At 52.2% G+C, this 14,462-nt stretch carries 11 protein-coding genes, 1 tRNA gene and 1 pseudogene; 10 read left to right on the top strand and 3 right to left on the bottom strand.

The genetic code is table 11. The features are described 5' to 3' along the window. Nucleotide 1: 1 nt before the first annotated feature. Nucleotides 2-1,051: a tRNA preQ1(34) S-adenosylmethionine ribosyltransferase-isomerase QueA gene (gene queA / locus GFU70_RS04860; protein WP_116643123.1), complete on the bottom strand. Its 1,050-nt coding sequence runs from the start codon at nt 1,049-1,051 to the stop codon at nt 2-4. A gap of 108 nt (nt 1,052-1,159) precedes the next feature. On the opposite strand from queA, the gene GFU70_RS04855 reads away from it, so the two are divergent. From GFU70_RS04855 to GFU70_RS29020, 4 genes are all read left to right on the top strand, one after another. Continuing rightward, nucleotides 1,160-1,244 (top strand) — tRNA-Leu (locus tag GFU70_RS04855). A gap of 475 nt (nt 1,245-1,719) precedes the next feature. Continuing rightward, nucleotides 1,720-2,049 (top strand): hypothetical protein, encoded by a 330-nt coding sequence (locus GFU70_RS04850; protein WP_153387686.1) that lies wholly within the window; start codon nt 1,720-1,722, stop codon nt 2,047-2,049. A gap of 86 nt (nt 2,050-2,135) precedes the next feature. Continuing rightward, nucleotides 2,136-2,540: a hypothetical protein gene (locus tag GFU70_RS04845; protein WP_116643125.1), complete on the top strand. Its 405-nt coding sequence runs from the start codon at nt 2,136-2,138 to the stop codon at nt 2,538-2,540. 374 nt (nt 2,541-2,914) lie between these two features. Then, complete coding sequence (locus GFU70_RS29020) at nt 2,915-3,253, top strand: colicin E1 family microcin immunity protein (protein WP_116643126.1); 339 nt, start codon at nt 2,915-2,917, stop codon at nt 3,251-3,253. 20 nt (nt 3,254-3,273) lie between these two features. On the opposite strand, the gene GFU70_RS04835 is transcribed toward GFU70_RS29020, so the two are convergent. Beyond that, the gene (locus GFU70_RS04835; RefSeq protein ID WP_193034276.1) at nt 3,274-4,770 is read right to left on the bottom strand and encodes a colicin-like pore-forming protein; all 1,497 of its coding nucleotides are present in this window, start codon (nt 4,768-4,770) and stop codon (nt 3,274-3,276) included. A 366-nt stretch (nt 4,771-5,136) separates the two neighbouring features. Between GFU70_RS04835 and GFU70_RS04830 the strand changes: the two are divergent. From GFU70_RS04830 to GFU70_RS04810, 5 genes and pseudogenes are all read left to right on the top strand, one after another. After that, nucleotides 5,137-6,171 (top strand): annotated as a pseudogene (locus tag GFU70_RS04830) (DNA/RNA helicase, superfamily II protein); the annotation flags it as partial. A gap of 91 nt (nt 6,172-6,262) precedes the next feature. Continuing rightward, complete coding sequence (locus tag GFU70_RS04825) at nt 6,263-7,105, top strand: chromosome segregation protein SMC (protein WP_153387684.1); 843 nt, start codon at nt 6,263-6,265, stop codon at nt 7,103-7,105. A gap of 66 nt (nt 7,106-7,171) precedes the next feature. Next, nucleotides 7,172-7,360 (top strand): hypothetical protein, encoded by a 189-nt coding sequence (locus tag GFU70_RS04820; RefSeq protein WP_153387683.1) that lies wholly within the window; start codon nt 7,172-7,174, stop codon nt 7,358-7,360. A gap of 810 nt (nt 7,361-8,170) precedes the next feature. After that, nucleotides 8,171-9,466, top strand: a complete 1,296-nt coding sequence (gene drt2 / locus GFU70_RS04815) for an antiviral reverse transcriptase Drt2 (RefSeq protein ID WP_319017031.1) — start codon at nt 8,171-8,173, stop codon at nt 9,464-9,466. A 224-nt stretch (nt 9,467-9,690) separates the two neighbouring features. Further along, a complete protein-coding gene (locus GFU70_RS04810) occupies nt 9,691-11,091 on the top strand; it encodes a hypothetical protein (protein WP_153387682.1) in 1,401 nt (466 codons plus the stop codon). A gap of 191 nt (nt 11,092-11,282) precedes the next feature. On the opposite strand, the gene GFU70_RS04805 is transcribed toward GFU70_RS04810, so the two are convergent. Then, the gene (locus GFU70_RS04805) at nt 11,283-12,236 is read right to left on the bottom strand and encodes a hypothetical protein (RefSeq protein WP_153387452.1); all 954 of its coding nucleotides are present in this window, start codon (nt 12,234-12,236) and stop codon (nt 11,283-11,285) included. Nucleotides 12,237-12,724: 488 nt separating this feature from the next. Between GFU70_RS04805 and GFU70_RS04800 the strand changes: the two genes are divergently transcribed. Next, nucleotides 12,725-14,368: an SIR2 family NAD-dependent protein deacylase gene (locus GFU70_RS04800; RefSeq protein ID WP_153387681.1), complete on the top strand. Its 1,644-nt coding sequence runs from the start codon at nt 12,725-12,727 to the stop codon at nt 14,366-14,368. The last annotated feature ends 94 nt before the right edge of the window (nt 14,369-14,462 follow it).

Raw genomic sequence — 14,462 nt, 5'->3', positions numbered from 1 at the left:
CTCATACTGTTTCCTCGGGTCCGCGTGGCGCGGGGTTACGGGTGATGAACATCGCATCACCGTAGCTGAAAAAGCGGTATCCATGCTCGACGGCGGCCTTGTAGGCGGCCATGGCTTCGGGATAACCGGCGAACGCCGAAACCAGCATCAACAGCGTGGATTCGGGCAAATGAAAATTGGTGACCAGGGCATCGACCACATGAAACGGCCGGCCCGGGTAGATAAAGATATCGGTGTCGCCACTGAACGGCTTGAGCACGCCATCGCGCGCGGCGCTTTCCAGGGAGCGCACGCTGGTGGTCCCTACCGCCACCACCCGCCCAGCGCGGGCGCGACAGGCCGCCACGGCATCGACCACTTCCTGGCTCACTTCCAGCCATTCGTTGTGCATGTGGTGGTCTTCGATGCGCTCCACGCGCACCGGCTGGAACGTGCCTGCGCCGACGTGCAGCGTCACGAACGCGGTCTCCACGCCCTTGGCAGCAATCGCCTCCAGCAACGGCTGATCAAAATGCAGCCCCGCCGTCGGCGCCGCCACCGCCCCCAGGCGCTCGGCGTACACGGTCTGATACCGCTCGCGGTCCGAACCTTCGTCCGGGCGGTCTATATAAGGAGGCAACGGCATGTGCCCGACACGGTCGAGCAGCGGCAACACCTCTTCGGCAAATTCCAGCTCGAACAACGCATCATGCCGCGCCACCATCCGCGCCTCACCGCCGCCGTCGATCAAGATCGACGAACCGGGCTTGGGCGACTTGCTCGACCGCACATGGGCCAGCACGCGATGGCTGTCCAGCACCCGCTCCACCAGAATCTCCAGCTTGCCGCCGGAGGCTTTCTGACCGAACAAACGCGCGGGAATGACACGGGTATTGTTGAACACCATCAAATCGCCCGGGCGCAAATGCTCAAGCAAATCAGTGAATTGACGGTGAGCCATGGCACCGCTGACCCCGTCCAGGGTCAACAGTCGACTGGCGCGACGCTCGGCCAGAGGGTGGCGAGCGATCAGCGAATCCGGGAGTTCGAAGGTAAAGTCAGCAACACGCATGATGGGGTTCGTCTAGCAGGGCCGGAAAGTCTAGCGGAAATATCAAAAATTCACCATGAAACGTGATTGACCAACGGTAGGCACCTCTCTATACTTCGCCGCCATTGAGCCCTGATGGCGGAATTGGTAGACGCGGCGGATTCAAAATCCGTTTTCGAAAGGAGTGGGAGTTCGAGTCTCCCTCGGGGCACCATCTTAAAGAAAGACCTTGAAATTCAAGGTCTTTTTTTTCGTCTGCAGGAAAGTGGTTTTTTGCGGCTAATGCAGATCCCAACCAATCCCCCACGCGCTTTTGTGGTGAGGCGGATTTATCCCCGCTCCCCTGTGTGGTGAAGGGATTTATCCCCCCTTTGTGGCGAGGGGATTTATCCCCGCTGGGCCGCGAAGCGGTCCCCATAGCCAACCCCATGGAGAGGAAGAACCTGTGGTAAGGAAGAACCTGAGAACAAGGAAGAACTCCGGTGGTAGAGAAGAACCTGTAGCAGGGAAAAACCTGTGGTAGGGGAAGACCTGTTATAGAGGAAAAACCTGTGGCGAGGGAGCTTGCTCCCGCTTGAGCGCGAAGCGCTCACAAAAAAGCCACCACCCTCACCGATACTCCGAGTTGCCGAAGCCAAGTCATAACCATCACCCCACCCTCCCCACCCAGTTACTAAGGATTTCACCCCATGGAATTGCTGCTGGAAACGGTCGCTCTTTACTCCCTCAAGCTGGCTTATGAGTCAGAGGGCCACAGCCCGATCCTGCGGGATGATCCATTGATGGGCAGTTGCGACCGTGAGGTTTTTGAGTTGCTGATACGGCGGGGCGATGTGGCTGGGATTCAGGGCGAAATCAGTCGATGCCTGGATTTAGCCTTGGGGGCGATTGGTGGAGTGGACACGGTGCTGGGCCGAGAGCTGCATCGTTTGGCTGCGGATTTCAACGCAGTGCAGAAAATGGATGACCTTCACGCTCCACTCATCGCGCTTAACGGTTACGTGAAAGATATTCTATAAACCGCAGCGCTCGTTCTCACTCACCGAGTGGTAAAACGCTGCACGTCGCAGACTCATCAGGTATCACGCCCTTACGCAGGTAATCCATGGACGACATCATCGCAGCGATAGGCAGTTGGCTAACCGAAACCCATGAAGCGAAGCGGCGGATGGTGAGCAACCTGGAAACGCTCTTCTGGATCGCCTTCGGGATTGCCAGCGTGATCGCCGCCAAGGATTACGCTGCGAAACGTAAGGCACTGATGACGCGAACGGAGCAGGCCTTGCCGGAGAAGGATCTCGTCGCGACGTCGTTTAGTGACGAAGAAGGTCGTGCGGTTAAATATGTTGGCACCCTGCGGCGGGTTGAGGACGGGTATACCGTGGGACTGATTCGGGAGGCTAACGGGGAGCGCACCGAGTCGTGTAGCGAGGTGATGCCGTCGTTGGAGGGGGTTGCGGCTTATCTTACTAGCTGTACGTCGTTTGTTTTGTCGGATTTCAAAGGCTGAAAATGTCGCGGCAGTGGAATCATTACCGTGTGGTCAGCGACGAGTTTCGTGCTCCGATCATTGCTTTTGGATACATTTAGGAAAAATAAAGCATCTCTAAACCTACAATTCAACGATCTCCCTTTTCGAAATATGCCGCCTGCGGTAGGCCAAGGGTATCAACACTGCCAGTTTGAGCCTTGAGATTGGCAGGATGCCCAGAGTAGAATAGCGACACCATATAGACATCAGAAAGAATTGAATTCCGCATCTTAATAATTACATATCTATTATATTATTTAGTTCAGCAATCACGATCTGCGAGCGCCGACAAACAACCTCCCATACAAGACGTAAAAATCGAACTAAACTCAACATGACTCTCGAGAGCCCCCTTGAACAAAAAATATTACCTTAACAATCTATTAATTTCCCTCAGCCTACTCGCACTGGGCCTAACCGTTTGGTTTTACAACGAGCCGTTATACGAAGCGGTAAACCTTAGCTATCTAGCCATATCCTTTTGCAGCGCTTTCCTTTTTCCTTTTTCCCGAAAGCTTATTGAAGATACATGCTTGCGCTTTACCAGTCGTGAGTTTTGGACAACTGGATTATTGACTGAAAGCCCCGGAAAGAACGGGCTCTACGTCATATATTTTTTCATATGCATGGCTACAGCTATACCTTTGGGCGGTGGTTTTTTAATATATCTCGGAATGAAGAGAGCGGCCTAAATAGACCGCTCTCATTTCTGCTATCGGCTCAAAACCGAATCAAGAGCATCGTTAAACATTTTGACACGTGCATCATTAATAAATGCACTTACCAACGCCATGATGAGACCAAATGCAACAATACCCATAGGGGTGGTAACTGATAGGCCGAATGCAAATGCTATCAGACCCGTCGCGGCTGCGCCGGCAAATAGGGTTTCAACTTTCAATACCGTACTGTTCCAGTCACCAGTCTCATAACCTTTTTTGATTTCGACAAGCAGATCCATGGCGTCAATAGCTTTCCCCACGTACCCAAAAGCTTTACCAAAAATATTTAGATTCTTTGCCAACTCGCCCCTATCTAACGACTCAAGAGCGTTAGCAATTGCCGTCCGATCAGTGACATTAAATTTCTTGTTCAGATTATCCTTGTACTGATCGAACGCTCGCAAAGCTTCATCAGCGCTTCGAAGTACTTTGCCTTTCGCATCCTCAGACATCTGCTGAGCTAAAGTCGACATCTGCGTGCCAAATCTCTCACTTACATCTTTGTAAAAATCAGCAGTAAATTTAATAGCACCCTTTAATTCGTCATCTGCCTTGGCCTTTTCCTCTGCCAATCGCTTAGCCTCGGCGTCTGCCTTGGCCTTCTCTTCTGCCAACCGCTTAGCTTCGGCTTTGGCCTTCTCTTCTGCCAACCGCTTAGCTTCGGCCTTGGCCTTCTCTTCTGCCAACCGCTTAGCTTCGGCCTTGGCCTTCTCTTCTGCCAACCGCTTAGCTTCGGCCTTGGCCTTCTCTTCTGCCAACCGCTTAGCTTCGGCCTTGGCCTTCTCTTCTGCCAACCGCTTAGCTTCGGCCTTGGCCTTCTCTTCTGCCAACCGCTTAGCTTCGGCCTTGGCCTTCTCTTCCGCCGCTTGGGCTACCGCAATCTTCGTCGCGAAAGTCTTAGTTTTCGCAGTGAGAACTCTAATCTCCTCGGTTAAAACCTTAACATTGTATGCCGCAGTACCAGCCGCGATAAAAAGATTATAATATGCATCCTTATCACGACGAGAGTAAATCCTATTTGCAAAATCGACTCCGTTCTGCTTAAAGTCTTTACTTAAAAAATCCCTTCCAAAAAAAGATCTGGATTTTGCAGTATCACTCTTAGCCTCAGCTTGCTTGGCCAGCAAAAGGGCATCGATCGAAGCCTTTTTTTTCTTCAGCCCCTGTAGCGATTCATTAACATTTGATCCAGCAGCTGCGTTAATTTGTAATTCAAGATTGGCAGGAATATTTGGCACACTGGCTTTGTATGCGTCTTCAATTGTTTTTAGGGAGCCAGCCGCCACCACAAATATGGAAACTGCCGCACTGTCGTGATTTAGATTTATTCGCAAATCACTAAGCTTGGTTATGGGGCCGACCCCCTTAACCCATGGTTGGGGTTTCGCAATGTATCCACCACCTGGTATCGGTTTGGGCGGCTGCAGCGGCGGCGGATTAGGTGTAATTATGATTGGGGGTAATTCTATGGTTCCGTTTGTAGACATGATGTTCTCCTAATATGAAATCACACTGTTGATCAGTGGGATATCAGCACTGTTAAGGTCTCTATCGAGACCTACGGCTTCCGTGCCTGTGTTGCCCTCCGCCTCTAGAGCTGGGAGCGAACAAGGCAAAAGCACTGTATAAAAGCACAGCAATGAAATCAACAAAAATATGCACTTATGCATATTTGGATGCATAATCGAGCTTCGCAGGCTCGCTCGATCCGTCGGCAATGCACCTGCAGAGTCACGAATATCGAGTTTGTGGCTAGTGTGGGCGGTGTTGGATAGCTGCGGTTGGGGGGGCCGTAGAAGCTATCGATTCGAAATACCGCGGTCAGGAGAAATACATCTGCCCCTAATTCCACTCGATTCCTCGTGCTGGATGAAATCGGCATGTGCGACCCGCGCATCATCGGTGAAACGGTGTACATGCTCGGCACCGGCACCGGCACCGGCACCGGCAAGGCTTGCGCCAATGATCGAGGACAAGCGGGCCGACAGGTACAGGAGTGGCGCCTGCTGTTTCTCTCGACCGGCGAGAAGACATTGGCGCAGCACATGGCCGAGGCGAACAAGGAACTGAAAGCCGGCATGGAGGTGCGCATGCTCGCCGTACCGGCGGACGCCAGTAAAGGCCTCGGCATGTTCGATGTGTTGAGTGGTTTCGACGACGCAGCGGCCCTCTCTGACGCGCTCAAGGCTCGGGTAGCCAAATACTACGGCACGCCACTCACCGCCTTTCTGGCGGCCCTCTGCGAGCCCGGCAAGATGCACGGATGGTCAGCCATCCTCCGCCGTACTCTGGAAGGCTTTGTTTCCAAAGCGCTCCCCGCGTCGGCCAGTGGGCAGGCACACCGAGCCGCTGCACGCTTTGGCTTGGCCGCAGCAGCCGGAGAACTGGCTACCGCTCTCGGCATCACCGGGTGGCCCGACGGCACCGCGACCACGGCGGCACGCGTATGCCTGAATGCGTGGCTGAATGAGCGTGGCGGCGCCGGAAACCTCGAAGGTGATGCGATCTTGGCCCGTCTCCGGCAGATCATCGAGCGCTTTGGCGAAAGCCGCTTCACCCGCTGGGAGACCGCCGCCGCGAAGATCGACGAGCACGGTCCCCGCACCATCGACCGCCTGGGCTTTCGCAAAACCCTGGAACACGGCATGGGCGACACCATGCACACCACCCACACCTACTACGTGCTGCCCGAAGCATGGCGATCCGAGATCTTTCGGGGCATGAACATCAACGCTGTGAACAAGGAGCTGCTGCACCGGGGTGTGCTGGAACCTGGTGGCGATGGCAAGGCATCGAGTTTGGTGCGGTTGCCCGGTCTAGGCCCGCAACGCTGCTACATCGTGAAGACGATTCCGGGAACGGATGAGAGCGAGGCTCGGGCTGCCTGAAGGCATCCCTACTGATCGAGGTAGCGCCGGCTGATTCCCGGCCTCGCCAGCCGCTCAACCCAACCCAATCGAATTACACAGAGACGAAACAATGAACGACATCCAAAAACTGAAAGACCGCCGTGAACAACTGACCTCCGAAGTGGAACGCCTGCGAGCCGAACTCTTGCACTATGAGACCGCTCTAGCCACCCCCGAGTCTATCCAGCGAGGCAGGGAGCGGGACGTGCAGGATCAGTACGCCGACCGGAAAAGAAAATGTGATTCGCTGGACTTTGAAATTGATCGGCTGAGTCAAAAAATTGCTCGACGCGAAAACATCGCCAATCACGAAACCCTGATGGCGGGCTACCGCGACGCCATGGCGACGTGGAAAGCCGATGAGCACGAGCTCAACGAAAAGCGCCAGAGTGTCAGCACACGCCTGAATGAAATCCGTCAGCAAGCCACAGACGAAATGGCGAAGGCTCGTCAGGCCGAGACAGAAGCAGCGACTGCCTATGCCCAGGCTGTCGCGTGGGGCGACACCGATGGCGAGAAGACCGCTAACGCTGATGCTCAAAAAGCCGCCAAAAACCTCGCGACGGTAGCCGAACAAAACCGCCGTCAGCAACTGATGATCAGCGCTCTGGAACAAGAGCTGACCACCATCGATCAGCACATATCTGAAGCGCAGCAAGAACATCAAAAAATTGAGAACAAGGCGCTGCACCTCGCAAACACGGTGCTCGAAGAGAAGTGGAATGAGGCCGCTCAGGCATTGCTCGATGTGGGCGGGCAACTCTGTGCGGCGCGTCGAATGATCGACCGGGATCCTGTTGCGCTGCTCAAGCTCAACGTTCCAGAGCAAGGGGAAAATTTTAGCAGTTGGGCCTGGAATGATTTGTCGGAGCGCTCAGTGCGGTACAACGTGCAGGACGTGCTGGCTTTGTAACGACCTGCCCCACCTGAAACAGTCTACGCGTGTGGGCTGTTTAAACACTGCCCAAGGATCAGCACTATGAACACTGCCAAGCAGAACAGCGCCAGTCGTACCGAAACGCTGAAGGCCAGGAAAACCCATCTGAGCAGCCTGCTCAAGCTCATGGGCTCTCGCTGGGGGAAAAGCACAGCAACACAAAACCTCACCGCCAATGCGATCAAAGCAGAGCTGATTCTCATTGATCAGCAATTGAAGCGCCGGAGTTAACGCACGTGGAAGCCTATCTGGCTTCCGCTGCCTGCTCTATAGGTAATTGGTTAAGCCGACAGGTTTAACTGTTCAGTTCCACCCTCGCATTGATTTGAAAGGGCAGCTTTCGGCCGATTCTGTTGAAAAAGTCGGCCATGGTTTGGGCATCAGAAAAGTACGCGTCCGAGATTGAAATCTTTACTTTTGGCAGGGGCTTCCGGACTCGGATTTCACGTAGCAGCGTGCAAAAAAGGCGTTTTCACCAGTCAATGATCAGGCAGTTTGGGCAGACCGACTTTTTCAACAGAATCGGCCAGGAGCAGACGTTCGAATGTGTCTAAAAATTAGGGGAATTTCAAATATCGGGCTCACGATGACACCAGTTGCACACTGCTAAGCACCTAGGACCCAACCACTTGAGAGCGCCGCATTTTATTTTTCCGGTGTAAAGCTGCGATGTTTGGAGGGCCGTTTTTTTCGAGGCGGAGCTAGGGGCGAAAAATATGCTTCGCTCCCTAGGCGCGATCGCATTCCCTGTGCTAGATTCAGAGTGCTTGTGGCGTTAGGCCATGAGGTGGATCACAAGTTGTCAAGCCACCCATGATTATTATTTATCAGCGGGAAACACATGGCGAACAACAACACGCGGAATCTCTTCATTGAGAACCTCCAGATGTAATCGTGATACTGACACTATACGTCAACTCTAGCAATACGCGGCCTAGTCTGAAAAGATGGATAATGTTTAGAGCATTAAGTTTAGCCGGTGGGGCGGTTTAGGGATTGCCGCCATCCTAGTCCCACCGGTTGGCTTATCAAGGTGTGAGTATGGACGAGTTGCCGTGGTACAAGCCTAGAAAGTATCTTCACTTTGATCGTCCTGTTGGTCAGAAAGCTGCACTGGATTATGTTTCATCTCCTCAGAAAGTCGCAGCTCATTCGTTTTATCCTTTTATCACCTACACCTCAGTTATTTTGAAGTATCGGTTAGATAATGATCGTGGTGTGTTCGTAAAAAATCCCAAGCCTAGGCCAATCAGTTACTCGGCCCACTTGGACTCGCACATATATGCTTATTACTGCTTCGTTTTAAGCCAGCTGTATGAAAAGGAGCTAGTGCGACGTGGCTTGCATACGTCGATATTGGCTTTTCGTTCCATTGACGGAAAAAGCAATATTCATTTTGCACATGATGCGTTCTGCGAGATCAAGGCTAAGGGAGAGTGCTGCGTTCTTGCATTCGACGTTGAAAAATTCTTTGATCGTCTTGATCATTCACGGTTGAAGGCAGCTTGGGCAAAATTGCTAGGAGTCGGGAAACTTCCAACCGACCATTTTGCGGTTTTCAAATCGATCACCAAAAGCTCTCGCGTCGATAAAGTCGCCCTCTATGATAAGCTCGGTGTGTCTATCCATAATCCACGAGTTGAGGATAAGCGTCTCTGCTCGGCCAAGCGATTTCGTGATGATGTGAGAGGTGGTGGACTTCTTGCTACCAATCCCGAGTCACGCGGCATTCCGCAAGGATCTCCAATAAGTGCGCTCCTGTCCAACATCTATATGTTGGAGTTTGATCTCGCTTTACTTTCCAAATTGTCCTTGACAGAGTCAGTCTTCTATCGTTATTGCGACGACATACTCGTCATATGTGATCCGGAAAAGGAGGATGAAATTTATGAGTATGTGAATGATGAAATTAGAAAGCTGGGGTTGAATTTGCAGGAGAAGAAAACGGAAATTAGACAATTTGCGTTTGATGCTGCTGGTAAACTTCGCTCTGAAAAGCCGTTGCACTACCTTGGTTTTTCGTTTGATGGGCAACGTGAGCATATTCGCTCCTCCTCGATAACGAGATATTATAAGAAGCTTCGCAAGCGTATCTGGGTAAGCAAGAAAGCGATGGATCGTTGCAATGAGCTCCGGGCTGGAAGGGGGGAGCCTCCGCGAGAACTTTTCCTTCGTACTATCTATAGAGGCTATAGCTACCTTGGGCGCAGAAACTTCATATCATATGGGTTTAGGGCTGCGAATATTATGGATTCCCAATCAATTAGGAAGCAGTTGCGCTCCCATTGGAAAAAACTAAACAAGTTGTTGGCTGATGCTAGATCGAGTAGTCAATAAATAAGTCGCATCAATTCGGAATGGTGGGACGCTTAGATATGGCATCAAACTTTTTCGCGGTCGAAGTACAGTTTCCAAACATTCGCTACTGGCCGATAACAGCTGCTCACGAACAACCGTTATCGGCCAAATGCAGCCATTCGTCGTAGTCAGTTTTACGCCACAAAGCCAACACAGGCGACAGCTCTTCTTGGGGTGGAGCGGTGCTTCCCGGTACTCTGCCGGTGCACTTGCTCGCCCGCCAGATCCCCCAATTAATTAAAGGTGCCGCCCTCAAATCCCTGCGATTTCTATACACGGTTAAGATCAAGGCATTAGACCTCAACAGTGAGCACTTCAATGATCGAGCAAGCATCAGAGATACCATCAGCGGTATCCTTTCGAGCTGTTTGCCAACAAGGGGCGCCAGCGGCGCCATGGGAGCTACAATGACCGGCGAAGAATCCAGCGAGATGCTGGAAGGCCTGTTTAAATTGGTCAAAGAGATCCGGCCGGCGCCCACAACCAGAACTCGGCTTTCACCCTACGAAACGAAAATGCTTCGGGACAACGGCGTGACGATCACTGATCTTGGCGACTACGCACTGTTGACTGAAGGCCGCAATTACGGACGGATCGAGCATTACATCGAGTGGCTGGCCGAACAGGCGGATATCCCTGCCCGCAATCTGCTGTATAGGCCGCAGCACATCGGTGATGACACGTGCGGCTTCTTCGGTTTCCAAGTGACTGACGCAGTTGGCCTACTCGTTTACATGGAACAGCTCGGAATCATGGTCTCCGCCGCGTTGTTGGTGGATGAACTTCTTCCGGGGCTTGAGATGCGAACGCTGCTCACAGAAGCCGAGCATTCGATTCTGACCTACAAGCTGTGGACTGGCAGGCGGCTTATGGTCATCAGGTCAACCGCCAAGCGCGTTCCGGGCACTGAGTCGGTGGAGACCTTCCGGAGCCCTACGGGTTACCGCTACAAGATGGTTAGACAGGATGGTCAAGCCCTATCCTTGGAAGTGAGGGGCCCCAAGCACCGCCAGCTCAAACAGGAAAGCATTGAGTGTGACTACTGCGGCTTGTCATATCTGTCCAACACGCCGGCGGAGACTAGGATACATCGGCAAGTCCATCGCCGAGCCGCACAATTGCTGGATCCAGTTCCAAACACCAGATTCGCCAAACGCCTGGTGGAGACAGATCAGCCCATAATTATCGACTCAAAGGCTCCTATGTGGATGCAAAAGGAGGTGTACCGGCGTGCTGTCAAATTCAAGCGCGAATTCCGATACGACTTCGTTCAATGGGCAGGGGACGATGTAAACCCGGTGAAGTTTGGCTGGCACGGACACCTGTTCCCGGCCGGACCAGACGGCACCATCGCTGGTGCATGTGCATTCTCGAATGAGCATCCGGGGCCGGGCGGCGTAGAGTGGACGCTTGCGTGGGTATGGATCGCCCCCAAATACCGGGGTCAAGGGCTGCTTAAAGCGCATTGGTCTGGACTCGTAGAGCGGTACGGGAATTTTTTCATCGAACCCCCACTGTCCGAAGCCATGCAGGGATTTGTTCGCTCGCACGGTACTGAGAGCCAAATAGCACTTCTAGCCGCGTATGCTAGTTTGAGGGATTAACTGACTCGCCGGACGGGCAAGCGCTCCCATACGTCAAAGTGTGCTTCGGGCTCGAAAACGGTTAATGCTAACGGCTCATATCGGCCAGAAGCAGCCATTGACTGCTGCCTATGCGACTCCTCAATGGGCTACCCCAGCTCCGGTAGACATCCCTGGTTTACACCTGCTGTACCTGGGCTCCCTCTAGATACTTAAAGTATCTTCTTGTTGGAGGTTTCATCATACCAATCACATGGTCTAGGCCACTCTACTCTTTTCTGAGAAAGCTCAGAGATGAGAGCATTTACCAGGGGCTTTCCACCAGGGAATGGGATGTATAAACCAACCACACGAGGGTACTTTCCAACATCAGACGAATACAAAAGAGTCTTAATAGAGGCAACAGCAACTATCGCATTCTGCGCAGTAGTTCTATTAAGCTCACTTTGAACCGGCAATGCACCAGTTATCGATTTTCCACTCACGCCAAGAGTTTGAACGATCAAAGTTCCACTTAAGCGTTTATCCTCCGCCTCTGCACCGATAACACCAATACCAGAGATGTTTGCCTTGGACTCCAAAACACGAACATCAGCAATAGCGCGCAGCCCGACACCAACATAAATCGGGACATTATATTTAGTGTAGCCACTATCCCCTGGATCAGTCCTAGACACCCGATACTGCTCAGAGCCTGAAGCATATCTAAAGAAGCTTGGCAACTCAGCTAGAGGCACCTCAACTCTCTTACCTTCTCGAGTCAACATCGTCTTGGATATCCAGAACTCTTGATTTACCGTGTCGGCATTAATGTAGTCCACTGTCACACGATAACTTTCCGCTTTACCTCCAACCTTACCTGCGCCATATGAGACATTGCCTTTACTATCAAATTGCTCAACAAGCATCCTGACTGAGTTGTCTGGAAGTGATCCCATTATTTCTCTGTAAACAGGCTTCCCATCAAGAAGGAAGCCTTTTTCTACCGGAAAATTTGAATGAAGCTCCTCCCTCTTACAGCTATCTCCCGGCACAGTTTGAACCGAGAACGGATCAACTGGAATGTATGTATACCCCGACGATAACTCCCCAAGAGTTTGAGGTCGCATAGATTGACAACCAGTCAAAAAGCTAAATCCAAGTAATAACGCAAGCATCTTTTCCATTTGATGTTTCCTTGTCGTAGCCGCAGGCACATTGCCACTACGCTTATAGACGACTGGCAGCGATCTTTCCAATTCGAAAATTGCTCCGCAGCATTACTAGCAGCGGTGCTTTTACTCATGACCTAGCTTCTGCCCACCCTTGGCGGCGAGCAGACGACCATCTTCTGAGCTACATATGAACCGCCAGGCCGACCTTTTTTCACAACGAACCAGCATGACCATCACCAACGGGGCCGCCCGCAGCGGCATCGAGACGGTCAGTTGCGCCTGGCACCAGTTTGGAACTGGTGAATCGCTCCTCATTTTGTAGTCAACTAAGGGCCGCTTTTGGCCGATAGCAGCCTGCTATAAAGGGCGGCAAGTGCATCAAGCGTTGAAGAACGTCGTTGCTGCTTCGATCCTCAACTGGATGGCTTTTCAACGAGGCTAATTTGGCATCTAAATGCCATTACTGATATCGTCCGACGCTGCTCAAGGAGGATTTCGCAGTGGCCACAACTTACCTCAAGTATTTCCCCAAGCCGGTTCTAGACGACCTGGTGAACGGCAGGTGGCTGCCAATTATCGGTGCCGGAATGTCTCTTAATGCACATGTCACATCGGGTCAAAGACCGCCGCTTTGGGGTGAGCTAGGGAAGCTTCTGGAGGAGGACTTGATTGATTTCAGCTCCAGTGGAGCCCTAGACGCAATCTCAGCTTATGAGCATGAGCTTGGCCGTGCGAGGTTAATGGACAAGCTCACACAAGTGCTGCTTATCCACGAGGCGCAACCAGGGAAAGCACACAAGAGCTTTTGCTCCATTCCATTCGATATCGTTTGCACAACGAACTTCGATTTTCTGCTGGAGCAGGAATACCGTCTAGGGCCCAATACCGTCTATCCCATCCTTGAAGAGGAACAGCTGTCGCTGAATTCCTCTAAGGCGGGGGTAAACTTGCTGAAACTGCATGGCGATCTTCACCACCCTAGAAGGATGGTGGTTACAGAAGCCGATTACGACGGTTTCCTAGCGAACTACCCGCTCTTTGCAACCTATCTCGCGAACCTTCTGATCACCAAGACAGCGGTATTGGTTGGATATAGCCTTGACGATCCAGATTTTCGGCAAATCTGGCACGTGGTAACACAGCGTTTAGGGCGTACCAGGCGATTTGCCTACACCATCGTTGTTGGCGCGAATCAATCCGATGTCTCTCGATTCGAGCGTCGTGGAGTGAAGGTGATAAACCTGCCAGGTACCCGAGACAAATACGGGGAGATCCTTGCCGTCGCATTCGATGAGCTTCGGGAGCTTTTGAGAGACAAAGCCTTCACGGTGATGAAGGCGACCGAGGAGAGGGCAATGCAGGAGCTGTCGCTGCCGAGGTCAGCGTCCTCACGGCTTTGCTTCTTTTCGTTACCGTTAGATGTTTTACCGTTCTATAAAGATCAAGTCTTCCCAGCTCTTGAGGACATCAACCTCGTCCCGATAACGGCGGATGGGGTGATTTCCCCAGGTGATATGGTCATCGCCAAGCTTGATGCGCTAATTGATAGATCAATTGCCATGGTCATTGATCTATCGTCTAACTGGACAATAGTTGAGCTAAAAATGGCGCTTAACCGTGCTGCGTCTAGGAGGCGTGAGGGGAGGCCGCTCACGCTGATTGTGGTCATGAGAGAAGGGCAGCAATTACCCACCGCATTAGAAGGGGTAATGGCGATCTACCGCCCCGATCTTTTAACCTCTCAATCAGAGGATTTTGCTCGCAACCTGGTCCTAACCCTTGAACGGGCGCTTCCCTCCGACGGTGATTCCCAGTTAGACGAGGCGCGCCGGCTTTTTAGAGTCAAGGCATACCGCGCAGCTATAGTTTCCGCCATCACGTACCTTGAAGGCGAGCTGCGAAAGGTTTTGCGGATCGGAGATGAAGAAACTGCTTTGAAGCTCCACCTGTCTCTGATTGGGATGATAAAAAGTGCGGTTAATCGCGGCCTGATCAGTGGAGAAGCGCTACCAAACCTTCAAGACTGGATTCAGCTTAGGAACGGCATTGTCCATTCGAAGGAGGGGCTAGAAGTTTCCAGAGGAATGGCGAAAACGATTGTTGACGGCGTAATCAGAATCGTAAGCGAATTTCATAGGCAATAGAATAGGTCAGATTCAAGCGAGATAAGCGCATGCTTAGGCCTCCCGGCAGTGCCTTCGGCGGGTAGTAATCGCATACTTAAAGATTGCTATAAAA

The sequence above is a fragment of the Pseudomonas brassicacearum genome, assembly GCF_009601685.2.
Classification (GTDB): domain Bacteria; phylum Pseudomonadota; class Gammaproteobacteria; order Pseudomonadales; family Pseudomonadaceae; genus Aquipseudomonas; species Aquipseudomonas kilonensis_B.
Note: the sequence above shows the minus strand (reverse complement) of the source record. Positions and strands in the feature narration are given on the sequence as shown.